The following is a 25,370-nucleotide window of genomic DNA, read 5'->3' on the forward strand; positions in this document are numbered from 1 at the left end:
TCGGGAATAATAACCATGCCAGCGAATCTGAAAACTTTATCACGTCAGTACGCCAACGGAGCTCTGAGCAAAGAAGAGTATCGCCGTGCCCGTATGGACTTGCTCGGCGGCGTGGACGACGACGACACCACCCGGCCGCGCAACACTCAGTCCGCGACGCCCACCGTGGTTCCCAAGACACGCCGGGATGAAAGTGACGACGCCTGATGATTGAGTTGGATGACGTTATTTTCCTCGGTTGGCTCAACTGATTTTCATGACCGTCTTAAGTGCATTGAAGCGACGCACCAGCAGCGGGTTTGTCGTGAACCCGGTTTATCTTTTTTGCCTGAGTGTGTTGTTGGTTAATGATTTCTATTTGAAAACGGCTTGGGGCAATGCCTTTACCGGTAAGTTGTCCGATGTGACGGGCTTGGTTGTGTTTTCCGGATTCTTGGCGTTCTTTTTCGGCTTTGGGCGCACTCTGATTCTCATTATTGCCGCAGCCTTTTTAATTTGGAAAAGCGAATTATCTGAGCCTTTTATCCAGTGGTTTAATCAGCTATCGCCGCTGACTATTGACCGGGTCGTTGATTTTTCCGATGGATTCGCACTTTTTGTGTTGCCGTTATATCGCCATTATTCGTTGCGTTATTCGACTTGGAATCAAAAGCAGCGATGGTTGCCCGTGGTGTTACCACTGGCAGTATTCAGTATTGCGGCCACCAGTGTGGTCGATCCAATGCATCAAACGCTTCGTGAACAACACACTTTGAGTTACTCCTATTCGGATGAATCGGTCTACTACTCAGTGGGACTCTCTGAAGAAGATCTGTTGGCGCGATTTGACACCCTAGGTTATGACGTGTCGGCCAGCCACCAAGGGAATTTACTGTATTACAAAAAAATTCACACGCTGATTCCGGCTGAGCGTTGTACCTCTCATTATGTGTTTGAAAAAGAGGGGGTTATGAATCGCTATTTAGACACCGCCGATATCATTATTCGAGCGTTTGGTAGCGAAACTGAAGTGCAGCTCTATCGTCTGACTGTTTGCTATGACCAAGCGCCGCCGAGTCAGGACGATGCGTTGTCCAGTTTTGAACGTAAGGTCTGGGGGGATTTGCAATCGATGGCCGAAGACCACGAGCCAGCAAATGGGTCTGACTGAGCCCGGTCACTTTATGAAACGCAAAGTTCACGAACGCTAGCCCCGCACCGTGATAACATGCCGCCGTTACCCAGCCTGGGTAACGCTGTAGATCAGCCCAATCTCTCGCTGTTGTTTCTGCCCTACGAGGCTTTCATGTCGTTGCCTATTATCGCTCTGGCCATTGCCGCTTTTGGCATTGGCACAACCGAGTTCGTCATTCTGGGTTTGCTGTCGTCGGTGGCGGCGGATCTGAACGTCACTATTCCGGCTGCGGGCCATCTGGTGTCGAGCTATGCGCTGGGCGTGGTCGTTGGTGGTCCGATTTTAGCGGTGGTTACCGCGCGCTGGCCGCGTCGGCCGACCTTGATTGTGCTGATCGGTATTTTCCTGCTCGGTAACGTGCTCTGCGCCTTGGCGCCGAATTACTGGAGTTTGATGGTGGCGCGCGTGGTCACGGCGTTTTCACACGGCGCTTTTTTTGGCATCGCGGCGGTTACGGCGGCCAGTCTGGCGGTACCGGAAAAACGCGGTCAGGCGATATCGCTGGTGTTTGCCGGTTTGACGCTGGCGAATGTAATGGGTGTACCTTCCGGTGCGGCCATCGGTCAGGCATTTGGCTGGCGGGCGACCTTTGCCTGCGTGGTGGTGATCGGTGTGATTGCAGTGCTAGCGCTGTTGCGTTGGTTGCCGACGGGTCTGAAACCGAGCGTCGGTGGTATTGTTGGCGAGTTCCGGGTGCTGCGTCAGGCGCCGGTGCTGCTGGCATTGGGGTTGAGCGCTTTGGCGTCGGTGTCGATGTTCACCGTGGTGACGTTTATTGAGCCAATGCTGCGTGATGTGACCGGCATTGGTGGGTTGTGGATCAGTCTGGTGATGGGCGTTTATGGGCTTGGCCTGACCGCGGGTTCCATTCTTGGCGGGCGCTTGGGGCATCGGGCTTTGATTCCGGTGCTGGCGTGGTTGATGGTCGGCATTGCACTGTCATTGCTGGTATTGGCGGTGGTGATTGGTTGGCTGCCGCTGGCGGTGCTGGCGATTTTTGTCTGGGCTGCGCTGTCGTTTTCCATTGTGCCGTTGCTGCAATTGTTGGTGGTCGATCAGGCGGGCGATGCACCGAATCTGGCATCGACGCTGAACCAGAGTGCGTTCAATCTGGGCAATGCGGTGGGCGCGGCGCTGGGTGGTGTGGTGATCAGTCTGGGGTTGTCGATGAACTGGATTCCGGTTGCCGGTGCGCTGGTGATTGCGGTGAACGCTTTGCTGGTGTTGATGACCGGTCGCGCGATGCGTCGTTCATCCGTTCCGGAGTCTGCGCCGGCGTAACGGCGCATGGCTGGTCTGCGGGATAGCCCGGCTCCGTTTGTGCGAACGTTGGAGTGAATCATGATGCTGTTTGGTCTGGCGATTGTGGCCGGTTTGGCTTTGTTGGTGTGGAGCGCGGATCGCTTTGTATTGGGCGCGTCGGTCACGGCGCGTTATCTGGGTTGGTCGCCGCTGATCATTGGCATGGTGGTGGTTGGTTTTGGAACCTCTGCGCCGGAGCTGACCGTATCGGCGCTGGCAGCCTGGCAGGGCCAGAGTGGCTTGGCGCTGGGCAATGCCGTTGGTTCTAACATCACCAATATTGCGCTTATTTTGGGGGTCACGGCGCTCATCTCTCCAATAGCAGTGCAGTCGCGTGTGTTGCGCATTGAGTTACCGGTTCTGGTGGCGGTCACTCTGCTGACCCTGGGTTTGTTGTTGGATGGCGTGATCGACCGCAAGGATGCCCTGGCTCTGCTGCTGGTATTTGCGGCGTTGATTGGCTGGATGCTGTGGCAGGCGGGTCGTACGCCTGAGGATCCTTTAGCCGACGTCGTGAATCAGGATCTGGCGCAGCAACAACTTCCAGTCGGGCGTGCGGTGTTCTGGTTGGTGGTGGGTCTGGTGGTGCTGGTGCTCAGTTCGCGCTTGCTGGTGTGGGGTGCGGTGTCGGTGGCCACCCGGTTGGGCGTCAGTGATCTGGTGATTGGCTTAACCATTGTTGCCATTGGCACGTCGTTACCGGAGTTGGCGTCGTCGATTTTGGCCGCGCGTCGTGGTGAGCACGATCTGGCGCTGGGCAATGTGTTGGGCTCGAACCTCTTCAATATTCTCGCAGTGCTGGGGTTGGCGGGCTTGATTCGTCCACTCCAGGCAGAGCCGGTGTTGTTGTCACGCGATGCGATTGTATTAGTGGCGCTGACCCTGGCGCTGTTTCTGCTGGGTATGGGGCGCCGGGGTAAGGCCGGGCGCATCAATCGCTGGGAGGGCAGTCTGCTGTTGGCGGTGTTCGTCGGTTATACCCTCTGGCTGGTGGTTTCGGCGTAATTCCCGTCGCTGCGCGTGGATTGCAACGCTCCGTATCGAACGAACACCGGTCTCGAATGATAAGCTGCGCCTTTGCTGCACCGATTGAGTCGATTTTCCATGCCCAATGCTTCCTCTCCTGCTGTTATTTCCCGCCCCTTGGCAATCACCATTTTGATGCTCGCGGCGAGTTTTTTTGCGGCCAATCATGTGTCGGCGCGGCTGGCTTTCGATCATGGCACGGGTTTGCTGCTGGCGATTTTGACGCGCGGCACGATGGCGTTATTGATCATGACATCGCTGGCGTTGTGGCAGCGTCATGCGTTTCGCGTACCCGCGGGCAAGCGAGGCTGGCAGATTTTGCTCGGGCTGATGATTACCGGCCAGAGCCTGTGTCTGTATTCGGCCGTCGCCCGTGTGCCGGTGGCGGTGGCGTTGCTGATGGTGAACACCTGGCCGATATTGCTGGCGCTGCTGAACTGGGTGGTCAGTGGTAAGCGGCCTTCGGGGCGATTGGTGCTGATCATGACGGTTATTTTGATCGGTGTGGTCTTGGTGCTCGATGTGCCCGCCTGGTTATCGGACCCGACTGCCATGGGACCGGATTGGTTGCCCGGTGTGTGCTTTGCATTAGCGGCGGCGTGCTTTTTTACCGTGGCGATCTGGACCACGGACAATAAATTGGCGGGCATGCCCGGTGCGGTTCGCTCGGTTTTTACCATGACTACGGTGCTGGTGGTGATGGTCGTCGGTGGTGTGTTTAATCTGGTACCGGGTGGCTTAGACCTGCCCGCGACGTCTCAAGGTTGGATTGGATTAGCGCTGCTGGCCGTGTTTTACGGGACCGGTTCGACGGTGTTGTTCGTGCTGGTGCCGCGTCTGGATATGGCGCGCAACGCCCCGGTGATGAACTTCGAACCGGTGGCGTCGCTGATTCTTGGGTTTCTGGTGCTCGGTCAGATGTTGTCGCTGTGGCAACTGATCGGCGGTGCCATCGTGCTCAGCGGCATCATCTGGTTGAGCCTGGCGCGTCATTAAGATTGCACCGGTACTTTTCGTTGCTCCGGGCTTTGGCTGGGTTCGATCATGGTGAGCGGAATGTGGCGCTGATAGAAGGTATCGAGCGGCATGGAAACTCCGCTTTGAGTGACGATGCGCACGTGTTTACGCGCCAGTTCTCGCGGTCCGGCCACGCCGCACGAATGCGCCAGAATCCCTAAGAAATGCACCATTTGAGCGTGGTAGTGCGCGACCCGCTCGGCTTTGTCGGCCGGAACCAGACCACGCTGCAAGCGAGGGTCGTGGGTGGTGACGCCGGTGGGGCAGGTGTTGCGGTTGCATTGCAGCGATTGCACACAACCGAGCGCGAACATGAAGCCACGTGCCGAGACAATAAAATCGGCGCCGGTGGCTAACGCCCAGCCGACTTTCGACGGCACCATTAATTTGCCGGAGGCGACGACTTTAATGCGCTCGCGCAAACCTTCGGCTTTGAGTGTGTCGATGAGCCAGGGCAGGCTTTCTTTAATGGGTAAACCGACGTAGTCCATCAGCGGCTGGGGCGCCGCGCCGGTGCCGCCGTCGGCGCTGTCGAGGGTAATAAAGTCGGGCGCGAATTCCAGGCCGCGTTCTTTGACCCGGCGCAGCAACGCCACCAACCAACTCGTTTCACCCAGCACGCATTTGAAACCGACCGGTTTACCGGTGACCGTGCGCACGCGCAGGATCATATCGAGCAGGTCGTCGCTGTGTTCGATGTCGAGGTGACGGTTCGGGCTGATGGAATCTTCGCCTTCGGGAATGCCGCGGGCGCGGGCGATTTCTTCGGTGACTTTCTCGCCGGGCAGGATGCCGCCTTTGCCCGGTTTGGCGCCCTGGCTGAGCTTGATTTCAAACATTCGCACCGTGTCGTGAGCGGCCACCTCGCGCAATTTTTCATCGCTGAGATTGCCGTTTTTATCGCGCACGCCGTATTTGGCGGTGCCAATCTGAAACACCAGATCGCAGCCGCCTTCCAGATGGAACCGCGATAAAGCGCCTTCGCCGGTGTTCATCCAGCAACCGGCCTTGGCGGCTCCAAATGACAAAGCCCGCACCGCCGGTTCCGAGAGCGCGCCATAACTCATGCCGGAAATATTGAAGAAAGATCTGGGCTGGTAAGGCTGTTGGGCGTCGGGGCCGATGGTAATCGGCAGTGGGTGATCGGCGCTGTCTTCCAGGGTTGGGAAGGCGTCGTTCATAAAGAATACCGAGCCGATGGGTTCTAGCGAGCGGGTGGACCCAAAGGCGATGGTGTTGTCGAGATTCTTGGCTGCACGATACACCCAGGAGCGTTCGGCGCGATTGAACGGCAGTTCTTCACGGTCCATGGCGAAGAAGTACTGGCGGAAGAATTCACCCAGGTGTTCGAACAAATAGCGAAAGCGACCGAGGATGGGGTAGTTACGGCGAATGGTGTGAGTTTGCTGACGCCGGTCACGGATGTAGAGGACGATTAAAATCAGACTTAACACAACGATCGCCGCGACGATCAATAGGCCCGCTATGGCCAATAAGGTCAGGCCTAACTGGGTATAGGAACTGCTCATCCAGACTCTCCTCGGACTTGAAGCCGACAGCCTAGCAAAAATGGCGGCAGGCGGCGCCGTTAAAACCGGCGAGGTCGATGTGTGGTCTGAGTCATCCGGATAATTGACCTGAGCGTAACTGACCTTATTAACTAAGGTCTGATCCGCCATTGCCAATGGAAACCTCATGACATTGCATTCGCCTGTGCGCAGCGTACAGCTGCCGCCTCTGCTCGAACCCGAACCGTTGCTCGACAGCCAGAGCGCGGGTGAGCAACTGGCTCGATTCCTTGAACGCCATCCGCGAACGCTGGTGTTGACCGGCGCCGGTGTGAGTACCGATTCGGGCATTCCCGATTACCGCGATGACCAGGGTGGCTGGAAGCGTAAGCCGCCGGTGCAGCATCAAATTTTCATGAGCGATGAGGCCATGCGCCAGCGGTATTGGGGACGCAGCCTGATTGGCTGGCCGGTGATGAGCCAGGCGCGACCCAATCCGGCGCATCGTTATTTGGCCGAGCTGGAAGGGCGAGGTTTTCTGACCGGTTTGGTGACCCAGAATGTGGATGGCCTGCATCAGCAGGCGGGTAGTCAGAATGTGATTGATCTGCACGGCCGTGCCGACGCGGTGATTTGCATGAACTGCGGTTATCAGTGTTCGCGCACCGAGGTGCATGACCGCTGCCATGAGCTGAACCCGGCGTTTCATCACTACCGTGCTCAGGCCGCGCCCGATGGCGATGCTGACCTGGAAGTTGATTTCAGCCAGTTTGAAGTCGCCGCCTGCCCGCACTGCGAGGGTGTGTTAAAGCCGGATGTGGTGTTCTTTGGCGATAACGTGCCGCGTGAGCGCGTGGATCAAGTGTTTGCGCAGTTGGCGCAGTCGGATGCGTTGCTGGTGGTGGGTTCGTCGGTGATGGTGTACTCGGGCTTCCGCTTTTGTCGCCAGGCGCATAAAGCCGGACAGTCGTTGGCGGTGTTGAATCTGGGGCGTACCCGAGCCGATCCGTTGGTGGATTTAAAACTGAACACGCGCATTGCCGAGGCGTTGTCGGTTGCGGTTGAGCAGTTGTCGTTTTGAATGGTCAAAAAAATCCCGGAACGATGAGAGCGTTCCGGGACAGGGTGGCCGCTGCTGCGGCCAGGGGATGGCAGACGGTGTGTTGATCCCTAGGATCAGGCCGCGTCGCTGTCGGCGTTCGGGACCGCTTTTAAGGTGCTGGCTTCCACGTCACCGGCGGCGGCTTTGGCAGCCACTTCGCGAGCAGCTTCCAACTGAGTACGCAACTCTGCTTCTTCGGCTTTCAGGTTTTCGGCCTTGACCTGATCTTTCTCCACCAGTTTGAGCAGTTCGATGGCGTCGCCAATGCGATCGGCCTGGATGTGTTCGACCGCTTCGGTTTTGCGCTCTTCGATGGCTTCGACTTCAAGCAGTTTTTCCAGGATTTTGTCGAGCTTGTTGTTCAGTTTCTGGATGTCTTTGCCGGCGTTTTCCAAGGTCTTTCCTATCAGTTGATAATCCACGTTCCAACTCCCGGATGGAGGCAGCCAGTGAAAGGGCTGCCCTTGGTTCGATATTCGATACTGGATATTAATACAGTATTTTGGCATCAGCAACCCCGACTGAGACTGCCTGTTTTTGGTGCGTCTTAGCGGGGTATTTGCTGTCAGGCGGGGCAGTGTATCGGAAGCGAATGTCCGGTGCGCTGGATATTTCGCGGCGTTGTTCGCTGGCACGAGCATTGCTGTGATCTCGCCAACATTGAGTAGAAGCGGTCAGGTTGGATGAAACCCGGGCATTGCTCGCTGTCGGATGGTCAGTCGAAAAGGCGGATCGGACGGACAGGGTGGCTGCCGGGCGCTGATGCTGACGACATGCTCATACCTTCCCTCTGTTTTCCTCGTTCAAGGCTGGCTCAATGATTTTGGGGCAGAAGCGGCAGACCGCTGTGTCAGGCATTGCTCCTTGGAATGATGGAGAACCCCTATGAATACATCGGATTACACCCTCGAAGAACTGCGTTTTGAGTCGACCCTCGGTGGCGAAGGCGTGGAGACAAACGATCGTACGGTTCCGCTCATCGACCTGAGTGATTTCGATAACCGCCGCGATGCGATTGTCGATGCCTTGTGGGCCGCGGCGACTGAAGTGGGTTTCTTTCAGTTAACGGGTCACGGCTTGGCGCAGCAGGACATTGATAACGCCTTTGCGCTGTCGGAGCGGTTTTTTGCGTTGCCGGAGCCAGAAAAAGCTGGCTGCGCGTTGAAGTCGGGCTTGAATGCAGGCTGGGAGTTCCGTACCCAGAAAAGACCTTCGACGGGCACACTGGACCAGAAAGAGTCGTATCAGATGACCCGGCCGCATATGGACGGCATTTGGCCTGCGTCATTGCCGGAGTTCCAACCGCAATTGTTGGCGTTTGAACGTGCATGTTGGGCGTTGGGCATGAAGGTGCTCGGTTGTTTTGCGCAACGGCTGGGGTTTGCGGCGGACTTCTTTACTGAGGCACACGACTGGGCACAACCGGATTATCAAAGCACCCTGCGTCTGCTGCATTACTTGCCGCTGGATAACGCGGAAACCGGGCCGGGCATTTGGCGAGCCGGCGCTCATACGGACTTTGATTGTCTGACCATGGTGTTTCAACGAACGGGTCAGGGCGGGTTGCAGTTGTGTCCGGGTAAAGATGCTCAGGGACAGCAAGCCTGGACCAGTGTTCCGGCGCGCGATGGCATCATCACCTGCAATATAGGCGACATGCTGATGCGCTGGAGTGACGACCAATTGAAGTCAACGCTGCATCGGGTGCGAATGCCGCGTGCGGACGAAGACCGCGGTGCGCGCTACAGCATGGCGTTCTTCTGCCAGGCCAACCGGAATGTGATGATTGAAGGTCCGCAGGGAAAGTATCCGCCGATCAGCGCGGCGGATTATCTGCAGCAACGCATCGCCGCAAACTTTAAGCCTTGAGGCGTCAATCACCCGCAGCGAGGAAAGTTGCTGCGGGTGATTGCTGTACTCACACCAAGCCCAGTTCGACGCGGCGCCTGGCAGCTTTGCCCAGCATTCGGGCGTTAACGGCTCGCATCAGAGATGCTGGCAACACTGCGGACAAGACGCGGAAGAGACGACCGGTGAGCACCGAAGAACGGTTCTTCCGCAGCGCGACCAGCGCTTCATCAACGCACCGTTCAACGCTCATTGGTGCCATGGGCATGTTGTCTTTGGAAAAGCCGAAGGCTTCGATGATGGGCGTGTCGGTTGGGCTGGGTAACAGAACGCTGACGTGCACGCCCTGACTTTTTAACTCCCAATTCAATGCCCGACCCAGCATCAGCAAATAGGCTTTGGTGCCGGATTCGTTGGCCATGAATGGCAAGCCCAGGTCGGCGCCCATGGCTGAAACCAGTTCGATGCCGCCGCGCCCGCGTTCGATGAGGCGTTCGGCAAAGTGACGCGTTAATACCAGTTGAGCGCTGATATTGACCTGAATGACAGCGCTTTGTTTGCTGGGCGTCTCATCGAGAAAAGCCGCCGGTGAGCCTGCGCCTGCGGAACTGACAAAGAGGCCAACATCCAGATCTGCTGTGGCTTCGCGGACGGTGGTGAGGCTGTCGGCGTTTGCCAGATCGGCGGTGATGACGCGGAATTCGACGCCGTATTCGCGTTGCAGTTTCAGGCCCAGCTGGTTCAACAGCTCCGTGCGGCGCGCTACCAGGGCGACGTTAATGCCGTTGGCGGCCAGTTGGCGGGCAAATTCGAGCCCAATGCCTGACGACGCGCCGGTGATGACGGCCCAGGGGCCAAAGAAGTGAGGGTCAATCTTTTTCATGTCAGCTCCTTTTCAGAATGACTGTTCTGAAATGCTCAAAAAAACGGATGGATTAGGGCAGCAATTCGATCGAGGTCTCCACGAAACGGCGGATATGCTCTTCAGAAAAGCCCGCTTTGGAACACAGCAGGTAACCCATGGCGACGCCCACTAAATAGTCGGCGAGCTCGGGAACCCGGGGTAGAACATCGGTGCGTTGGGCGTAAGCGCCCGTCAGTGCGTTTTCAAAGGCCGCGCGCATTCGTTCAAAGTGGGTGCTGATGCGTTCGGCAATTTGCTCATGCGGTTTAACCAGCTCGATGGAGGCATTGCCAATCAGGCAACCCAGTCGTTTGTCGTGGCTGGGGATGGTTTCGGTGAGGATGTCGAAATAGCGTTCGATCGATTCCATTCCCGCCCCGTCACGCTCCATGGGCCCGAGCATAAAGGTGATGTTTTTACGGGAGTAATGATCCATCACCTGGGCAAAGAGATGATGCTTTTCGCCGAAGGCCGAATACAGGCCGTAGCGGCTGACGCCGCTGGCATGAACAATGTCGCCAATGGAGGTAGCGCTGTAACCGGATTTCCAGAACACCGGCAGAGCTTGCTCCAGTACGTCGGTTTCGTTGAATTCGCGTTGTCTTGGCATCTGCTTTGATTTCAGAATGACTGTTCTGAAATGCAAGTTAGTCCTGCTTCAAAAGAATGTCCAGCGTTTTGTTGTCCGTTGTTATCGCCTCGCAACACAGCGTTCGCCTTGCTTTCATGACGCGCCGGGTAGGGTTCAGTAAGGTAGCCGCCATTGGAATGATGAAGTGGTTGGGGGTGTTGTGTTGTCGTTATCGGTTGCGATGGTGTTGGTATTGGCGGCGGTGATGTTGCTGTCGGGCGGCATAAAAGGGCTGTCCGGTTTTGGCATGCCCATGGTGTCGATTCCGGTATCGACGCTGGTGCTGGGGGCATCCATTCCTCAGGCTATGGGCTGGGTATTGGTGTCGGTGTTTGTGACCAATACGGTGCAACTGATTCAGCATTGGTCGAGCCGCGCGGTGTTGCGCCGGGTTTGGCCGTTGGTGTTGGGTATGAGTGCCGCCCTGGCGGTGTCGGTGCAATTGTTGGCGGCATTGAGCGGTAACGTGTTGTCGATTCTGGTGGGCGCGATGATGCTGGTATCGGTGGCTTCTCAATTGACCAAGCCCGTTCAGGTTCCGCGGCATTGGCAGCCTTGGACCTTGGGCATCAGCGGAGTGATCAGTGGTGCGCTGGGTGGCGTCACCTCCTTCTTTGGGTTCCCGGCGTTGCAGACGTTGGTGGCCTGCGGACTGGAAAAAGACGACTTTGTGTTTTCGGTGAGCCTGAGTTTCCTGCTTGGCGGACTTATTCTGGCCATTGGACTGGGCGGTCAGGGGCTGGTGAGTGGTCAGGATGCGATTGTATCGGTGTTGATGGTGGTGCCTGCGCTGGTCGGTTTGAACTTGGGGCGCCGGTTGCGGCATCGAATTTCATTGGAAACTTTCCGCCGCCTGATCTTTGTACTGATCCTGATAACCGGGTTGTCGATGGTCGTGAATGGCGTGGTGCGATTGTCATCAGTCGACCGGACGCAAGCGCAACAGCTTACCGCTGTCGGTGCTCAGGTAGAGCCAGCCTTCGGCCGGACTGATGGCCAGCGCCCGTATGCGTTCATCCAGTGATTCCAGCAAGCGTTCTTCGTCAGTGGGGTCGCCAGACTCGCTCAGAATAACCCGGTTCAGGTGACGTAATACCAAGGCTCCAGCCAGCAGGTTGCCCTCCCAGGCCGGGAAAGCGTCGCCGTGATAGACCACCAGGCTACTGGGGGCGATGGATGGAATATAGACTTTTTCAGCGTTGCGCATGCCCGGTTGTGAGTCGTCACCGACATCGACCGGCCCCCAGTATTCCTGGCCTCGAGAGACCACCGGCCAGCCGTAGTTAGCGCCTTTGATGATCAGGTTGATTTCATCACCACCGCGTGGTCCGTGCTCAATTTCCCAAAGTCGGCCCGTTAGGGCGTCGAAGGTTAAACCCTGTGGATTGCGGTGGCCGTAGCTCCAGATTTCGTCGAGCGCTTCGTTGTTGCCAACGAAAGGGTTGTCGCTGGGCACGGAGCCGTCCAGGTTCAGCCGCATAATGCTGCCCGCGTGATTTTGCCGATTCTGGCCATTAGGGCGTTCGCCTCGGTCCCCCACGCCAAAGAAAACATGGCCGTCACGATCAAAGGCGATGCGGCTGCCGAAGTGACGGCTGGTTGACGTGGTGGATTGAGTGATCAGTAAATCTTGCCATTGGCTCAGTTCGCTGCCGTTCAACTGGGCACGTGCGAGCGTGGTCGCTGCCTGGTCGCCGAGTGGTTTGCTGTAGGTGAAATAGAGCCAGGGTTGTTGCGCAAACCTTGGGCTGACCGCGACGTCGAGCAGGCCTCCTTGACCTTGGGCCGCGACATCAGGCAGCCCGCTCAGTGCTTGGCGTTCGCCGCTTTGGGTGTTAACGCGCCAGGCGCGGCCGTTACGGTCCGTGATAACCAGCCAGGTGTCGTCGATAAATGCCAGGCCCCAGGGGACGCCGAGATCCTCAGCGACGGACTCCACGACAAATGGCTGGCCAGCACTGCGACCTTCGAGAAGCGGCGCAGCATTTACCGCCAGTGCGGTGGCCAAAAGACTGATCAATACGAGCAAACGCGTCGGCATCTCGGAATCTCCAGCGGCAGTGCAATCTGTCGTTCACTGTGGACGGCTGACTGTCATTGCGCAAGGCAGGGCGCTTATACTGACAGCCATGAATCAGATGTTCATTTTGTTGATCCTATTCGGCAGTCAGATCGGGTTATCCGATTTCCTGTTGTTGCCTGTGCACGCGGCCCGCTCCGGCGAGCTCAGCTTTCTGTTGCTGTATGCGGTGTTCAAGCTCGTCATCGTCTTGCCGTTGTTGCACGCCGAGCTGGTGGCTGGGCGCTATCAGGGCGTATCTCCGGTTGAGCTGGCGACAGAGCGGCGTGGCCGCCCTTGGGCGCGTGCGCTGCTGGTGTGTTTGCTGGCCGCTGTTTTGTGTGTTCTGGCGATCAACCTCTATAACGCCAGCTGGACGTTGGCGGTGGGTTGGGACGGTTTAAGCGGTCGTGTCGCTGGTTTCGATCGTCTGGACCGGGTGTTGTACTGGTATGAACTGGGTCTGCAAAACGAACGTCTGATTGCGCTGATTTTTTTGCAGGTGCTGTTGCTCGGTGCGGTGGCCATTTTTGCCTGGACAGGTGCTGCCCTGGTTTATGCCGTTGTCATACCGTTGTGTTTGATCTTGATGCTGGTGCAATTGCCTGAGGTCGTTGTGTTGTTGCAGCAGTGGAATTGGCATCCCATTGGGGTCGGCGAAACGATCACTGCGTTGCAATACGCTCTGACCTCATCGATGGCGGGTTTTATGGTCTGGTATCTGATCGGCAGTCGACTGCCGTTGAGTTTGCCGACCGGGCGTTGGGTACTGGCCGCGCAATTGTTTGATCTTTGCCTGGGCCTGGTGATTGTTGCGACCTTGCACAGCGGTTTGGCGCAGACGGATATTACCGGTTCTGAGGCGGGTGTGGTGTTGCAGGCACTGGTGGCACAGCTGGCGCAGAGCGATGGCTTGTCGCCCACCTGGGCCACCTTTGTTGCCGTCGGTTCTGTGGTGGGTGCGCTCGGCAGTCTGCCTTTGTTGCTGCACTTTTCGCTGGTTCATACCGGCCGCAGCAGTCGGCGCTGGTTGATTGCTGGCTTGGCGGCTGCCTTGGTACTGGCCTTGCTGTTGCAGTTATCTGCACGGGTCGAACCGCGCCTGACTTGGTATGGATTACCATTGACCGAGCTGTTCAGCCGGTTTGCGTTTTCTCTGGTGGCGCCCGCCATGGCGTTGCTGACGACGCTTTGGGTGGGCTGGGGGTTGTCACCCAACCAGGTGCTTAAGCAGGTGAATCCGCGGACGGGAGGTCGCTATCTGGCCTGGCGTTTAGCGGTCAAAGTTTTGATCCCAATTGCGGTTGCGTTAGTATTCGTGCGCGCTACGTTGGGCTTTGGCGGTGCCAGCCCCACTCAAATATTAGCCGTAGCCATTTTGCTGTTGGTGCTGTGGCGACTGTTTGACTGGCTGCGTCATCAGTCCGTATATCCTCGCTTCTAAAGCCCCACTGTGGGCATCTGGCCAGACAGGTTGTCATGACAGAGATTCACCGCACCGCCCTGGTGCCTCATTCCGCCGAAACACTCTATAACCTGATCAATGATGTTGAGGCTTATCCTCAGTTTCTCGATGGCATTGTTGATGCTCAGGAAATTGAAGCCTCAGAAACGCATATGGTCGGCCGTCTGGTGGTGCGCAAGGCCGGTATTGAACGGACCCTGGTAACTCGGAATCAGTTGGAGCGACCGCATCGCATTGAACTGAAACTGGTCGAAGGCCCACTGAAAAGCCTCAATGGACTTTGGACGATCACGCCTTTGGGTGAGGAAGGCTGCAAAGTGGCATTGGATATGTCGTTTGAAACCGACGGCCGGATAATGGCGATGGCCTTCGGGCCAATCCTGCGTCAGTTGGGTGATCGCATGGTGGACGCTTTTGTGCGGCGTGCGGACGAACTCTATGGCTGATGCTGTGAAGACGATTGCGGTCGAAGTGGCCTTTGCAACGCCTGAAAAGCAGTTGATTGTGGCGCTGGATGTGCCCGTTGGGACGAATGCGACCGAGGCGGTTCGGCTGAGTGGGATCGACCAAGAGTTTCCGGAAGAGAATATACCCGCGGCGCCGCTGGGGATCTTTGGTCGTAAGTTGGCGGAGCCTGAAAAAACGGAGCTCAGTGCGGGCGATCGTGTGGAAATTTACCGGCCGTTGTTGATCGACCCTAAACAGGCCCGGCTCAATCGTGCGGCCAAGGCCCGTGAATCCTAATGTCTGAGATCGGTCGAGTTAGCTTCGGTTGATCCGAGCCACCTGGCCCGCTTCAAATTCGACTTCAAGGTGCTCAAAACGGCCGTCTTCTTGCTGAAGAGGATAAACCCACCGTTGTTCCGGACGTTCACCGGTTAACATGGGCGTGCCTAACAAGAATTGCACCTGAGCCGGAGTCATGCCGGTTTCCAGCTGTTGGAGCTGTTCCGGACGAACATAATTGCCTTGCTTTAACTCGGGCTGGTAGGGCTGAAAGAAACTGCAGGCGCTGATCGTGGTGACTATGACCGCCATTACAATTAACTTTGTGCTTTTCAGGTTCAAATCGTTATCATCCTCAACATAAATAGTGCCCTGTGTGGGCGCAGCGCAGTGTAACACCGACCCAAGGAGACGATAAGTGACAACACAAAATCAGGAGCTCAAAAAGGCGGGTCTGAAGGTGACTTTACCCCGGCTGAAAATTCTTCAGATGTTCGAAAGCAATCCGGATGGTCATCTGAGCGCCGAAGAAGTCTATAAAGCGCTGCAAGATGGTGGCGAAGACGTTGGGTTGGCAACGGTTTATCGTGTGCTCACTCAGTTCGAGTCTGCTGGCTTGGTGATGAAGCACAACTTTGATGGCACGCACTCGGTTTATGAGTTGGCCAGCGAAGAGCACCATGATCACATGGTCAATATTGAAAGTGGCGAAGTGGTGGAGTTTGTCGATTCCGTCATTGAAGAACGCCAGCATGCCATCGCTAAAGAGCATGGCTTTGAACTGGTTGATCACAGCTTGGTGCTGTACGTCCGGTCGAAGAAGTAATTCATCCGCTTACGTGTTCACCCTGGCTGCTTTTCTGATTCAGCCAGGGTGACCCTCCGCGTTCTATCTTAATGTTTTCTGATCTCTAACGATTAATGTTGCCGCTGATGGCGCATTAGCATTTCTTCGGCGTGGGCGCGTGTTTGAGCAGTGATATCGATGCCGCCCAGCATGCGGGCAATTTCGTCGATGCGTCGACTGTCCTGAATCGGCTTAATGTCTGTGCGAGTGCGATCGCTTTCCTGTTGCTTCGTCACGACACAATGGTGATGCCCCAAAGCCGCTACCTGCGGCAGGTGGGTTACACAGATGACTTGGCCACGCTCTCCCACTGCCCGTAACATCAACCCAACGATTTCTGCCGTGGCGCCGCTGATGCCAACGTCCACTTCATCGAATACCAGTGTTGGAATGGTCGAGTGTTCAGCGCAAATCACTTGAATGGCCAGGGATATTCGCGACAATTCACCGCCGGAAGCGACTTTGGCCAGCGGCCGCAGCGGTTGGCCCTGGTTCATACTGACCTGAAATTCGACACGGTCCAGACCATCCGGTGTGGCTTTCTCCAGCGCTTCACAGAGCACCGCAAAACGCGCTCCGGGCATCGACAGCTGGTCCAATTTGTCCATCACTTCGGCTGAAAAACGTTCGGCTGCCTGGCGCCGCTGAGCGCTCAGTTCAGTGGCCTGATCGCGGTATTGGGCCTCGAGTTGTTCAACTTCCTCGACCATGCCTTCCAGGTCTTCAGCGTCGGTGGTCAGGCTTTGTAATTCTTCAGCCAAGACTTGGCCGTGCTCCGGTAAGGCTTCGGATCGAATCTGGTGTTTGCGAGCCAGGCTGTGAATGCGGTCCAGACGTTCCTCCACCTCCTGTACTCGCGCGGCGTCGACGTCGAAGCTTTCCAGGTAGCTGTCTAAATCGCCGCTGGCTTCTTGCGCCTGAATCAAGGCGCTTTCTAGCAGACCAATGGCATTGTTCAGCCGTGGATGGGGGTCTTCCAGGTTGGTCAGTCGTTGCAGGGCGTTTTTTAACGCGGAGAGCGCATCGTTGCTGTCTTCATTTTCCAGTAACTGGCGGGCAGCGTAACTTTCGTTGACCAGATTCTCGGTCTGGTTGTAACGCTTGAATTCCTGCTCCAGGTCTTCCACTTCCCCAGTTTGCAGCGCCAGTTGTTGCAGCTCATCGACCTGGTATTCCAGTAATTGTCGGCGGGCGGCGTTTTCATCGGAGTTGTCTTTCAGTTGGCGATATTTGCGGGCGCGCCCTTGCCAGCTGATCCAGGCTTCGCGGACGGATTGGCGCAACGCTTCCTGGCCAGCGTATTCATCCAGCAAGCGCAGGTGGGTATCGGTGCGTAACAGAGATTGATGGGCGTGCTGGCTGTGAATATCGATTAAGCACTCGCCCAGAGCCTTCAGCTCACTGAGCGGCACTGGCTGACCGTTGATGTAGGCGCGTGACCGGCCTTCGGCGGAAACGGTACGGCGTAGAATGCAGTCCTCGCCTTGGTCCAGATCGCGCTCGGCAAGCCAGGTTTGAGCAGCAGGAATGCGGGCCACCTGAAAGCTGGCGGTGACTTCAGCGCGTTTTTCACCATGACGAACGATACCTGAGTCGGCCCGTTCGCCCAGCGCCAGAGACAAGCCATTGAGCAAGATGGATTTACCCGCGCCAGTTTCACCAGAAATAGAAGTCATGCCTCGCTGCCATTCAATTTCGATGTTGTCGGCGATGGCAATATTACGGATAACCAGATTCTGCAGCATGGGCGCTCCCCAGATACGTCGAATACTGGCTATATGTACAGTGTTTTTGGTGTGATATCAAGCAGGGTCATGAACAGCGGCGTTATTCCCTTGAAATAGCAGGTCCAGTCCCAATTAATTCGGCCAGCTTACTCACTAACGACTCCGCACTGGTGCAGTGTGGAGAGTGGCTTTATCGCCCGGCCACGGCCGGATAAGTACGGAATAATTAGAGTTGGGATCCGATGATGGCAAGCGAAGATAAATCAGTAGAGACCCAGGACGACGTAGCCCCGACTGAGGCAGCTCCTGAAGCCGCCGCTGCTGAAGAGGCGGCAACGGCCGATCTGGCAGAGCAGTTGGCAGCTGCTCAACAGCAAGCGAAGGAAAACCATGAACAATACCTGCGCGCTGAAGCTGAAATGGCCAATCTGCGTCGCCGGGTAGAAAAAGACGTCGAGAATGCTCATAAGTTTGGGCAGGAAAAACTGGTTAAGGAAATGCTGACGGTCGCGGACAATCTTGAACGTACCCTGGCCGCTATCGAGACGGAGACCGATGAGGTCGCCCCTTTAAAAGAAGGTGTCGAAATGACTCTCAAAGGTCTGCTCGACACCTTTGAAAAGCTGAATGTCGAAGTGATCGACCCTCAGGGACATCCTTTTGACCCTCAGTTGCATCAGGCCATGTCCATGGTTGAAAACCCGGACGTTGAGCCGAATACCGTTATCGCCGTCATGCAAAAAGGCTACACCTTGCACGAGCGTCTGGTACGCCCGGCCATGGTGATGGTCAGCAAGGGTTCTGGCGGTGGCGGTCAGAGTATTGATGAGACCGCTTAATAACCCTGCACATTGCAGGGTCTTGAATTCGAAACAGCCGCTCACATATAGCCAAGCAAGCAGTTAAACGAACTACGGAGTGTCAGTTAAAATGGGCAAGATCATAGGCATCGACTTGGGAACCACCAACTCGTGTGTGGCCATTCAGGAAGGCGACAAAGCGAAGGTGATCGAAAACGCCGAGGGCGATCGTACCACCCCGTCCATTGTGGCCTTCACCGATGACGACGAAACGCTGGTCGGTCAACCGGCCAAGCGTCAGGCCGTCACTAACCCCACCAACACCCTCTACGCGGTTAAGCGTTTGATCGGTCGTCGTTTTGAGGACGATGTTGTCCAGAAGGACATCAAGATGGTCCCGTACGAGATCGTCAAGGCCGATAACGGTGATGCCTGGGTTAAGGTAAAAGGCGACAAAAAAGCACCGCCGCAGGTTTCTGCCGAAGTCTTGAAGAAGATGAAAAAGACGGCGGAAGAATATCTGGGTGAGGAAGTAACCGAAGCGGTTATCACCGTGCCGGCCTACTTCAACGACTCTCAGCGTCAGGCGACGAAAGACGCCGGCCGCATCGCGGGTCTGGAAGTCAAACGGATTATCAACGAGCCGACGGCTGCGGCCCTGGCTTATGGCATGGACAAGAAACGTGGCGACAGTGTCGTGGCGGTCTATGACCTCGGTGGTGGTACCTTCGATATTTCCATCATCGAAATCGCTGAAGTTGATGGCGAGCACCAGTTTGAAGTGCTGGCCACCAATGGTGACACCTTCCTCGGTGGTGAAGATTTCGACCTGCGCTTGATTGAGTATCTGGCAGAAAGCTTCAAGAAAGATTCTGGCATCGACCTCAAAGGCGATCCGCTGGCAATGCAGCGTCTGAAAGAAGCCGCTGAGAAAGCCAAGATCGAATTGTCGTCCAGTCAGCAGACCGATGTGAACCTCCCGTACATCACCGCTGACCAGTCAGGCCCGAAACACCTGAATGTGAAGGTGACTCGTGCCAAGCTGGAATCGCTGGTTGAAGATCTGGTTGAGCGTTCACTGGAGCCGGTTCGCGCCGCGCTGCAGGATGCGGATCATGAAATCTCCGACATCAACGAGATCATCATGGTGGGTGGTCAGACCCGTATGCCTCTGGTGCAAAAACGTGTGGCTGACTTCTTCGGTAAAGAGCCGCGCCGTGATGTGAACCCGGATGAAGCCGTTGCCATCGGTGCTGCTATTCAGGGTGCTGTGCTTTCAGGTGACGTCAAAGACGTGCTGTTGCTCGACGTCACCCCGCTGACCTTGGGTATCGAAACCATGGGCGGCGTGATGACGTCTCTGATCGAGAAGAACACCACCATCCCGACCAAGAAGAGCCAGGTGTTCTCGACCGCCGATGACAACCAGGGCGCCGTGACCATTCACGTGGTTCAGGGCGAGCGTAAAATGGCCAGCCAGAACAAATCGCTGGGCCGTTTCGATCTGGCCGACATTCCGCCGGCACCGCGCGGTGTACCTCAGATCGAAGTCAGCTTTGACATCGATGCCAACGGTATCCTGAACGTGTCCGCTAAAGACAAGGGGACTGGCAAAGAGCAGTCGATCGTCATTAAAGCCAGTTCGGGTCTGAACGACGAAGAAATCGATCGTATGGTTAAAGATGCCGAAGCGCATGCTGAGGACGATCGTAAGTTCGAAGAGTTGGCACAGGCGCGCAACACTGGCGATGGCTTGGTTCATGCCACGCGTAAAACCGTGAAAGATGCCGGTGATAAAGCAACGGATGAAGAAAAAGCAGCCATTGAGAAAGCGGCTGAAGAACTGGAAGAAGCGCTGAAAGGTGACGACATTGAAACCATCAATGCCAAAACCGAAGCGCTGAGCGAAGCCTCGGCTTCTCTGGCTCAGAAGCTCTATGCTGAGCAGGGTGCTGATGCAGCGGCCGCGGGTGCCGATGCTTCGTCCTCGGCTTCGTCTGACGATGCGGTTGATGCCGAGTTTGAAGAAGTGAAAGACAACAAGTAAGTCGGCCTCTGGCGACTGGCTGCAACCTCGGTTGCAGCCCCATCGGCTCCGGGGTGTTCTGCGCTCCGGAGCCGTCCTGTTTTTGGAATATCAGCTGAACAAAGGCACAAGTGGCAATGTCCAAGCGAGATTACTACGACGTACTCGGTGTCGAACGCGGTGCGGACGAAAAAGAGATCAAGAAGGCGTATCGCCGCATGGCGATGAAGTATCACCCGGACCGTAACCCGGGCGATGCGGAAAGTGAGGCCAAGTTTAAAGAGTTATCAGAAGCCTACGAAGTCTTGGCTGACCCGCAGAAAAAAGCGGCTTACGATCAGTTCGGTCACGCTGGCGTTGATGGCCAAGGTGGCTTTGGAGGCGGCGGTGGTGCTGGTGCCGGCAGCTTCAGCGATATTTTTGGCGATGTTTTTGGTGACATTTTCGGCGGTGGGGGCGGCGGTCGTCGCTCGGGTGTGCAGCGAGGCTCAGACCTTAAGTACAACCTGGAACTGACGCTGGAAGAGGCGGTTCGCGGCACCGAAAAAACCCTCAACATTCCTACTCTGGTTAACTGCGACACCTGCGAAGGCAGTGGTGCTAAAAAGGGCACTCAGCCGGTGACCTGTTCAACCTGTAACGGCATGGGCCAGGTCAGAATGCAGCAAGGGTTCTTTGCTGTTCAGCAAACCTGTCCTTCTTGCTCTGGTACTGGGCAAATTATTCAAGACCCCTGCACCAGCTGCTATGGCCGGGGTGTCAAAGAAGAAACCAAAACCCTGAATGTGAAGATTCCTGCCGGTGTTGATACCGGGGATCGCATTCGCTTATCGGGTGAAGGTGAGGCGGGGCGCCACGGTGGCCCAGCGGGCGACCTCTATGTAGAAGCTCATGTTAAAAAGCACGATATCTTCGATCGAGAAGGGACCAATCTGTTGTGTGAGGTCCCCATCGGTTTTGCCGATGCGGCCCTGGGCGGCGAGCTGGAAGTGCCAACACTCGATGGTCGGGTGAAACTTAAGATTCCCGCGGAAACCCAGACCGGTCGCTTGTTCCGTCTTCGTGGTAAAGGCGTGAAGTCAGTGCGCGGTGGTCCGACGGGTGATCTGCTGTGTCGGGTTGCTGTAGAGACGCCGGTTAACCTGACGGCACGTCAGAAAGAGTTGTTGGAAGAACTCAGCGCCAGCCTTAATGATGGCAAAAAACACTCGCCTAAAACCAAAGGTTGGTTTGATGGGGTGAAGAAGTTCTTCGAAGAAATGTAATGTTTGTTTAGGGCCAGTTTGTACTGGTCTCACCGGGTATGGCGTTTTCTGCGCCGTATCCGGAAGCGTTCCCCTTCCTTATAATCCCCATTCTTTACGTCGTCACTTACAAAGTTTGGGGATCTACCAATGTTGAATATCGCCATAACTGGCGCTGCAGGCCGCATGGGTCGCGCATTGATCCAGGCAGTATCCGCTAATGACAATGCCCAGTTGGCCGTAGCAACGGTATCTCCGACGTCGAGTCTGGCGGGTGTTGATGCGGGTGAGCTGGCTGGTTTGGGACGGCTCGGTGTGACAACTGAGACGGATCTAAAGGTACTGCGTTCGGTTGATGTGGTCATCGATTTCACAACTCCGCAGGCAACCCTGAATCACCTTGAACAGTTAGCTGACAGCAACGTCGCGGTGGTCATCGGAACGACGGGTTTTACCGATGAGCAGCTGCAGAGACTGTCGGAATATGCCAAACAACAACGCATTGTCTTCGCAGCCAATTACAGCGTGGGTGTCACTTTAGCGTTGCAGCTGCTACGAACCGCAGCGAGGGTTATGGGCGATGAAAGTGATATTGAAATCATTGAAGCGCATCACCGCCATAAAGTAGACGCCCCCAGTGGCACCGCATTACGGATGGGAGAAGCGGTGGCTCAGACTCTGGGGCGCGACCTGAAACAGTGCGCTGTGTACGGGCGCGAAGGTCAGGAAGGTCCTCGCCGAGATGACACCATTGGTTTTGCGACTGTCCGCGCGGGCGATATTGTCGGTGAGCACACCGTAATGTTTGCCACTGAAGGTGAGCGATTGGAAATTGGCCATAAGGCCAGCAGCCGGCAAACGTTTGCGCGTGGTGCGTTAAGAGCAGCGCTTTGGTTAGCTGATCAACCTGCCGGTTTGTACGATATGGAAGACGTATTGACCCTCAAAAATACCGCCAGTTAAATCGTTTAATACAGCGTGGAATTGTTCGTTTTGCTGTGTGGGCACAGTCCAATTAACGATTGGTTCAGGCTGAGTTCAACAAGTGATGGTTGGGATCGGCAGGTGGTTTGAGTGGTGAAAAATCATCAGTCCAGCTGTCATGCGGGTTCCGGGCCACTTTTTTGTCAACCGTTAAGTTGTATAAGTTAGGCTGACGAACGTCAAAAAAACGCAAAAAAATGGGTTGACCACCCCCGGAGGCTCTGGTTTGATAGGCCTCGGACGTTGATTGAGGCATTCTCGATCAAGCCCGGAGCAGGAAGCGAACCGGGGTGGAAGGGCATCGGTTCAGTGTTGATTTTGATGTCGACAGTTAACCAATCCGCCTGACCCCGAACGCAGTTGGAAACTCGATAGGAGCCGATGTTGAATCGTCTGTCCGCCCAGAGTAGCCTTACTGCCAAGACGTTTTCCTCCGGTAACGTTTTGACTCTGCAATGCGGTTGTAATATACGTATAGCAGGATACAACGATAACAAGGGTCCTGGTTGACGTTAGATTCGTGTGTCGTTATTGGTTGCCTAATCGGTAGCGTACCGACTCAAGTGTCAGTCATGATTCATCGAGAAAGTCTGGTCACCAAACCAGTTAAATAAAAAAAGGGGAATCTTGAATGAAAGCGATCAAAATTGCTTCTGGTGTAGCGATTTCTGCACTGGCTGCTGCAATCTCTGCTCAGGCACACGCTGAAAGCGACACCGAATTTTCCTGGAGCGCTGTTGGTTCCATGGAAGCCATGTTCGTTTATGACTTCGAAGGCGAAACTAAAGACGTTGACCTGGATGAAGGCGATGACTTCGATTCAGCAACTGCTGGCGAAGCTTGGGGTTTGGAAGTTACTCAAACCATCACCCATGGTCCGTTCTCTGCCAACATCGTGACCACTTTGGATGATGGCGAAGGAGACTTTGCAGTCGAAGATCTGATTGTTACTGATGGTGCCATCTCTTTCGGTCAGGTTGGTAGCTTGCTGGAAACTGATGACTATGCCTACGACATGGGTGATTCCGAAATCATCATTGATGAAGCGTCAACCGCGGATTTGAATGATGATGGTGATCAAGACGACGAAGTCGACTTTGAACTGGACGACGGTGCTCCGATTGATGCTGGTATCCGCTACACCATGGGCGGCCTGCAGGTTCAAATCGAAGGTCAGGAAGGTGATGCTGCTCAGAACGGTACCGACTACGGTGTATCGGCTGCCTACGCTGGTAGTGTTGACGCTCTGTCTTACCGTGTTGATGCTCAGTTCCGTGCGTCTGACGAAGCTCCTGACAGTGCAGATCCTTACACCTATGCTGGTGCTGGTGTAACTTACACTGCTGATATGTTCTCCGTTAAGGCTGCCTACAACACTTACACAGCTCCGACTACTATCCCTCAAGCAGCAAGCTCTCAAGAAAAAGAGACTTTTGCTGAGTATGGTTTCGAAGTTGAAGTAACTCCGATGGCTGCTCTGACTGCCTACGTTAAAGGCCAAGACCTGGACGCTTCCAGTGTTCTGGTTGATGACTCTATGGAGTTGTTGTTCGGTGCCGCTTACACCATCGACATGATCACTCTGACTGGTGAGTATACTTACACAGCTGCCGAAGAAATTGGTGATGAAATCCTGGCTAACGTTACTTACACCGACGGCCCGTTGGAAGCCTACGGTGAAGTGACTCTGGCTAACTTCGATGCGGAAACTGCAAACGCTCCGTTGTTCGAAGCCGGTGTTTCTTATACTCAAGACAATGGCGTTGTTTACGCTGCCGACTACGACTTCCGCGCAGAAGAAGCTGACGCGGTTGACGCAGAAAACGCTGCAGCTATCAATGCTCTGAAACTGTCTGCTGCCTACGCATTCTAATTTAGACTTAGTCTAAACTTAGAAACGAAGCCGCCCTTAGGGCGGCTTTTTTATGTCTGATGGTTTGAGATTGGCTAATAGCCGTATCGCATTGCGTAGAAGTTTTCTGTTGGAATGCGGTGTCTTTGGAGGTTTTATCTGTGTGGTTTATTTGTGGTAACGCAGTTTTAGTCAGTGCTTAGAGCCCCAACTGAGCACCATCAATCTTTTCCAGAAACCATTTCAACGCTTCTCCATTCACGCCTTTACGCCAGGCCATAATCGCCGAGTCTTTCGCTTCGGGTGCGTCCACTTTTACCGGTACCAGTACACCGTTTTTCAGTTCGTCTTGAATGCGATGAGACGGTAAGTAGCCAACGCCTAAGCCAGCTTTTTGCGCTTCGATTTTATCGGTCATGGTGGGGACGGTAATCACCCGGTTTTGCCGAGTCCAGCCGACGGTTCTGGGGGCCATCAACTGGGTTGTATCGCGCACGACGATGGTTGGGAATTCCTCAATCTCCTTAACCGACACTTCACAGGCGCGTTCAGCCAAGGGGTGGCCGCTGGCAACAACGAACGTCAGGCTGGTGTCGCCCAGCATTTTGGTTTCATAGCCTTCCAGTTTGGGATCAAGATTGCTGGCAGAAAGGATTAGGTCCGCGCTGCCGTTGATCAACATTTCCCAGGTTCCCGTCAGCGAGCCATGCAATAAATGCAACTTGATGTAGGGGTGCTCGCCGTTGAATTCGCCAATCAGAGGAAAGAGACGGCTGGCTTCGTAGAATGTATCTACGCCAATACGTAGCTCAGGCTCCCAGCCACTGGCGATCTTTTTGGCGGAACTGGCCAGGCTGTCCATATCGCGGAGGATATCTCGGCCTTCTTCCAGTATCAGTCGCCCGGCGGGTGTTAGCTTGGCGCGATGGCCGGATCGATCGAATAAGTCGACGCCCAGGTCCTGCTCAACCTTTTGAACGGTGTAGGTCAGTGCTGATGGCACTTTGTGCAGCGCCTGTGCCGCAGCGGCAAAGCTGCCACGTTGATCAATGGCGTCCAGTGCACGGAGCAGGTCGAGCGATATAGGGTTATGAGCCATGGCATTCAGTATTTTTGAAGTGAAGGGGC

The 25,370-nt window shown here is 55.6% G+C and carries 25 protein-coding genes; 17 read left to right on the forward strand and 8 right to left on the reverse strand.

Features of this window, described 5'->3' with window-relative positions; genetic code table 11:
* Window positions 1-15: 15 nt before the first annotated feature.
* The 5 genes from BGP77_RS07915 to BGP77_RS07935 all read left to right on the forward strand — a co-directional run bounded on the left by BGP77_RS07915 (window position 16) and on the right by BGP77_RS07935 (window position 4,498).
* Window positions 16-207: an SHOCT domain-containing protein gene (locus BGP77_RS07915; protein ID WP_108164163.1), complete on the forward strand. Its 192-nt coding sequence runs from the start codon at window positions 16-18 to the stop codon at window positions 205-207.
* A gap of 49 nt (window positions 208-256) precedes the next feature.
* Window positions 257-1,150, forward strand: coding sequence for a hypothetical protein (locus BGP77_RS07920; protein WP_158269313.1), 894 nt, complete (start codon window positions 257-259; stop codon window positions 1,148-1,150).
* Between the two features lie 135 nt (window positions 1,151-1,285).
* Window positions 1,286-2,455, forward strand: a complete 1,170-nt coding sequence (locus tag BGP77_RS07925) for an MFS transporter (protein WP_108164402.1) — start codon at window positions 1,286-1,288, stop codon at window positions 2,453-2,455.
* A gap of 60 nt (window positions 2,456-2,515) precedes the next feature.
* On the forward strand, window positions 2,516-3,481 hold the full coding sequence (locus BGP77_RS07930; RefSeq protein ID WP_108164165.1) for a calcium/sodium antiporter: 966 nt from the start codon (window positions 2,516-2,518) through the stop codon (window positions 3,479-3,481).
* A gap of 99 nt (window positions 3,482-3,580) precedes the next feature.
* Entirely contained in the window at window positions 3,581-4,498 is a 918-nt protein-coding gene (locus BGP77_RS07935) for a DMT family transporter (RefSeq protein ID WP_108164166.1), read from the forward strand.
* Here the strand turns inward: BGP77_RS07935 and BGP77_RS07940 are convergent.
* Window positions 4,495-6,048, reverse strand: a complete 1,554-nt coding sequence (locus BGP77_RS07940) for an FMN-binding glutamate synthase family protein (RefSeq protein WP_108164167.1) — start codon at window positions 6,046-6,048, stop codon at window positions 4,495-4,497. The genes BGP77_RS07935 and BGP77_RS07940 overlap by 4 nt on opposite strands.
* A 166-nt stretch (window positions 6,049-6,214) precedes the next feature.
* Here BGP77_RS07940 and BGP77_RS07945 point away from each other — a divergent pair, with 166 nt between their 5' ends.
* The gene (locus BGP77_RS07945) at window positions 6,215-7,108 is read left to right on the forward strand and encodes an NAD-dependent protein deacetylase (protein ID WP_108164168.1); all 894 of its coding nucleotides are present in this window, start codon (window positions 6,215-6,217) and stop codon (window positions 7,106-7,108) included.
* Between the two features lie 95 nt (window positions 7,109-7,203).
* Here the strand turns inward: BGP77_RS07945 and BGP77_RS07950 are convergent, their stop codons facing one another.
* Window positions 7,204-7,551, reverse strand: coding sequence for a hypothetical protein (locus tag BGP77_RS07950; protein WP_146171217.1), 348 nt, complete (start codon window positions 7,549-7,551; stop codon window positions 7,204-7,206).
* 463 nt (window positions 7,552-8,014) lie between these two features.
* On the opposite strand from BGP77_RS07950, the gene BGP77_RS07955 reads away from it, so the two are divergent.
* Complete coding sequence (locus tag BGP77_RS07955) at window positions 8,015-8,998, forward strand: isopenicillin N synthase family oxygenase (RefSeq protein WP_108164170.1); 984 nt, start codon at window positions 8,015-8,017, stop codon at window positions 8,996-8,998.
* Window positions 8,999-9,047: 49 nt separating this feature from the next.
* Here the strand turns inward: BGP77_RS07955 and BGP77_RS07960 are convergent, their stop codons facing one another.
* Window positions 9,048-9,860 (reverse strand): SDR family oxidoreductase, encoded by an 813-nt coding sequence (locus BGP77_RS07960; protein ID WP_108164171.1) that lies wholly within the window; start codon window positions 9,858-9,860, stop codon window positions 9,048-9,050.
* Between the two features lie 52 nt (window positions 9,861-9,912).
* A complete protein-coding gene (locus tag BGP77_RS07965) occupies window positions 9,913-10,491 on the reverse strand; it encodes a TetR/AcrR family transcriptional regulator (RefSeq protein ID WP_108164172.1) in 579 nt (192 codons plus the stop codon).
* 166 nt (window positions 10,492-10,657) lie between these two features.
* On the opposite strand from BGP77_RS07965, the gene BGP77_RS07970 reads away from it, so the two are divergent.
* A complete protein-coding gene (locus BGP77_RS07970) occupies window positions 10,658-11,536 on the forward strand; it encodes a sulfite exporter TauE/SafE family protein (protein WP_108164173.1) in 879 nt (292 codons plus the stop codon).
* Here the strand turns inward: BGP77_RS07970 and BGP77_RS07975 are convergent.
* On the reverse strand, window positions 11,432-12,553 hold the full coding sequence (locus BGP77_RS07975; RefSeq protein ID WP_108164174.1) for a PQQ-dependent sugar dehydrogenase: 1,122 nt from the start codon (window positions 12,551-12,553) through the stop codon (window positions 11,432-11,434). The two genes, BGP77_RS07970 and BGP77_RS07975, sit on opposite strands and share 105 nt — an antisense overlap.
* Window positions 12,554-12,641: 88 nt before the next feature.
* Here BGP77_RS07975 and BGP77_RS07980 point away from each other — a divergent pair, with 88 nt between their 5' ends.
* Genes BGP77_RS07980 through BGP77_RS07990 form a run of 3 tightly spaced genes read left to right on the forward strand, consistent with a single transcriptional unit; the run spans window position 12,642 to window position 14,780 of the window.
* Window positions 12,642-14,015: a hypothetical protein gene (locus BGP77_RS07980; RefSeq protein WP_108164175.1), complete on the forward strand. Its 1,374-nt coding sequence runs from the start codon at window positions 12,642-12,644 to the stop codon at window positions 14,013-14,015.
* Between the two features lie 35 nt (window positions 14,016-14,050).
* Window positions 14,051-14,482: a type II toxin-antitoxin system RatA family toxin gene (locus BGP77_RS07985; protein ID WP_108164176.1), complete on the forward strand. Its 432-nt coding sequence runs from the start codon at window positions 14,051-14,053 to the stop codon at window positions 14,480-14,482.
* Window positions 14,475-14,780, forward strand: a complete 306-nt coding sequence (locus tag BGP77_RS07990; protein ID WP_108164177.1) for an RnfH family protein — start codon at window positions 14,475-14,477, stop codon at window positions 14,778-14,780. The genes BGP77_RS07985 and BGP77_RS07990 overlap by 8 nt, the downstream gene beginning before the upstream one ends.
* Window positions 14,781-14,798: 18 nt before the next feature.
* Here the strand turns inward: BGP77_RS07990 and BGP77_RS07995 are convergent, their stop codons facing one another.
* The gene (locus BGP77_RS07995) at window positions 14,799-15,074 is read right to left on the reverse strand and encodes an outer membrane protein assembly factor BamE (protein WP_108164178.1); all 276 of its coding nucleotides are present in this window, start codon (window positions 15,072-15,074) and stop codon (window positions 14,799-14,801) included.
* Window positions 15,075-15,180: 106 nt separating this feature from the next.
* On the opposite strand from BGP77_RS07995, the gene fur reads away from it, so the two are divergent.
* Entirely contained in the window at window positions 15,181-15,588 is a 408-nt protein-coding gene (gene fur, locus BGP77_RS08000) for a ferric iron uptake transcriptional regulator (protein WP_108164179.1), read from the forward strand.
* 92 nt (window positions 15,589-15,680) lie between these two features.
* Here the strand turns inward: fur and recN are convergent, their stop codons facing one another.
* Window positions 15,681-17,354 carry a DNA repair protein RecN gene (gene recN, locus BGP77_RS08005; RefSeq protein ID WP_108164180.1) on the reverse strand — a complete coding sequence of 558 codons (1,674 nt, stop codon included), beginning with the start codon at window positions 17,352-17,354 and terminating at the stop codon, window positions 15,681-15,683.
* A 227-nt stretch (window positions 17,355-17,581) separates the two neighbouring features.
* On the opposite strand from recN, the gene grpE reads away from it, so the two are divergent.
* From grpE to BGP77_RS08035, 5 genes are all read left to right on the forward strand, one after another.
* On the forward strand, window positions 17,582-18,175 hold the full coding sequence (grpE, locus tag BGP77_RS08010) for a nucleotide exchange factor GrpE (RefSeq protein WP_199224216.1): 594 nt from the start codon (window positions 17,582-17,584) through the stop codon (window positions 18,173-18,175).
* Window positions 18,176-18,266: 91 nt separating this feature from the next.
* A complete protein-coding gene (dnaK, locus tag BGP77_RS08015; protein ID WP_108164182.1) occupies window positions 18,267-20,183 on the forward strand; it encodes a molecular chaperone DnaK in 1,917 nt (638 codons plus the stop codon).
* Between the two features lie 116 nt (window positions 20,184-20,299).
* Complete coding sequence (dnaJ, locus tag BGP77_RS08020) at window positions 20,300-21,427, forward strand: molecular chaperone DnaJ (RefSeq protein WP_108164183.1); 1,128 nt, start codon at window positions 20,300-20,302, stop codon at window positions 21,425-21,427.
* Window positions 21,428-21,559: 132 nt separating this feature from the next.
* Window positions 21,560-22,369: a 4-hydroxy-tetrahydrodipicolinate reductase gene (gene dapB / locus BGP77_RS08025; RefSeq protein ID WP_199224238.1), complete on the forward strand. Its 810-nt coding sequence runs from the start codon at window positions 21,560-21,562 to the stop codon at window positions 22,367-22,369.
* Window positions 22,370-23,021: 652 nt separating this feature from the next.
* Window positions 23,022-24,263: a hypothetical protein gene (locus BGP77_RS08035; RefSeq protein WP_108164186.1), complete on the forward strand. Its 1,242-nt coding sequence runs from the start codon at window positions 23,022-23,024 to the stop codon at window positions 24,261-24,263.
* Between the two features lie 178 nt (window positions 24,264-24,441).
* Here BGP77_RS08035 and BGP77_RS08040 read toward each other — a convergent pair whose 3' ends face one another.
* Window positions 24,442-25,341, reverse strand: a complete 900-nt coding sequence (locus tag BGP77_RS08040; RefSeq protein WP_108164187.1) for a LysR substrate-binding domain-containing protein — start codon at window positions 25,339-25,341, stop codon at window positions 24,442-24,444.
* Window positions 25,342-25,370: the final 29 nt, after the last annotated feature.

It is taken from the genome of Saccharospirillum sp. MSK14-1 (assembly GCF_003054965.1).
Taxonomy (GTDB): domain Bacteria; phylum Pseudomonadota; class Gammaproteobacteria; order Pseudomonadales; family Natronospirillaceae; genus Saccharospirillum.

Excerpts from the sequence above, each read along its gene's own strand:
- recN (WP_108164180.1), bottom strand. The coding sequence starts at position 17,354 with ATGCTGCAGAATCTGGTTATCCGTAATATTGCCATCGCCGACAACATC.
- dnaK (WP_108164182.1), top strand. The coding sequence starts at position 18,267 with ATGGGCAAGATCATAGGCATCGACTTGGGAACCACCAACTCGTGTGTG.
- BGP77_RS07985 (WP_108164176.1), top strand. The coding sequence starts at position 14,051 with ATGACAGAGATTCACCGCACCGCCCTGGTGCCTCATTCCGCCGAAACA.
- BGP77_RS07990 (WP_108164177.1), top strand. The coding sequence starts at position 14,475 with ATGGCTGATGCTGTGAAGACGATTGCGGTCGAAGTGGCCTTTGCAACG.
- BGP77_RS07960 (WP_108164171.1), bottom strand. The coding sequence starts at position 9,860 with ATGAAAAAGATTGACCCTCACTTCTTTGGCCCCTGGGCCGTCATCACC.
- BGP77_RS07975 (WP_108164174.1), bottom strand. The coding sequence starts at position 12,553 with ATGCCGACGCGTTTGCTCGTATTGATCAGTCTTTTGGCCACCGCACTG.
- BGP77_RS07995 (WP_108164178.1), bottom strand. The coding sequence starts at position 15,074 with ATGGCGGTCATAGTCACCACGATCAGCGCCTGCAGTTTCTTTCAGCCC.
- dnaJ (WP_108164183.1), top strand. The coding sequence starts at position 20,300 with ATGTCCAAGCGAGATTACTACGACGTACTCGGTGTCGAACGCGGTGCG.
- BGP77_RS08040 (WP_108164187.1), bottom strand. The coding sequence starts at position 25,341 with ATGGCTCATAACCCTATATCGCTCGACCTGCTCCGTGCACTGGACGCC.
- BGP77_RS07945 (WP_108164168.1), top strand. The coding sequence starts at position 6,215 with ATGACATTGCATTCGCCTGTGCGCAGCGTACAGCTGCCGCCTCTGCTC.
- grpE (WP_199224216.1), top strand. The coding sequence starts at position 17,582 with ATGGCAAGCGAAGATAAATCAGTAGAGACCCAGGACGACGTAGCCCCG.
- BGP77_RS07930 (WP_108164165.1), top strand. The coding sequence starts at position 2,516 with ATGATGCTGTTTGGTCTGGCGATTGTGGCCGGTTTGGCTTTGTTGGTG.
- BGP77_RS07980 (WP_108164175.1), top strand. The coding sequence starts at position 12,642 with ATGAATCAGATGTTCATTTTGTTGATCCTATTCGGCAGTCAGATCGGG.
- BGP77_RS07925 (WP_108164402.1), top strand. The coding sequence starts at position 1,286 with ATGTCGTTGCCTATTATCGCTCTGGCCATTGCCGCTTTTGGCATTGGC.
- BGP77_RS07935 (WP_108164166.1), top strand. The coding sequence starts at position 3,581 with ATGCCCAATGCTTCCTCTCCTGCTGTTATTTCCCGCCCCTTGGCAATC.
- BGP77_RS08035 (WP_108164186.1), top strand. The coding sequence starts at position 23,022 with ATGAAAGCGATCAAAATTGCTTCTGGTGTAGCGATTTCTGCACTGGCT.
- BGP77_RS07920 (WP_158269313.1), top strand. The coding sequence starts at position 257 with ATGACCGTCTTAAGTGCATTGAAGCGACGCACCAGCAGCGGGTTTGTC.
- BGP77_RS07915 (WP_108164163.1), top strand. The coding sequence starts at position 16 with ATGCCAGCGAATCTGAAAACTTTATCACGTCAGTACGCCAACGGAGCT.
- BGP77_RS07965 (WP_108164172.1), bottom strand. The coding sequence starts at position 10,491 with ATGCCAAGACAACGCGAATTCAACGAAACCGACGTACTGGAGCAAGCT.
- BGP77_RS07955 (WP_108164170.1), top strand. The coding sequence starts at position 8,015 with ATGAATACATCGGATTACACCCTCGAAGAACTGCGTTTTGAGTCGACC.
- BGP77_RS07940 (WP_108164167.1), bottom strand. The coding sequence starts at position 6,048 with ATGAGCAGTTCCTATACCCAGTTAGGCCTGACCTTATTGGCCATAGCG.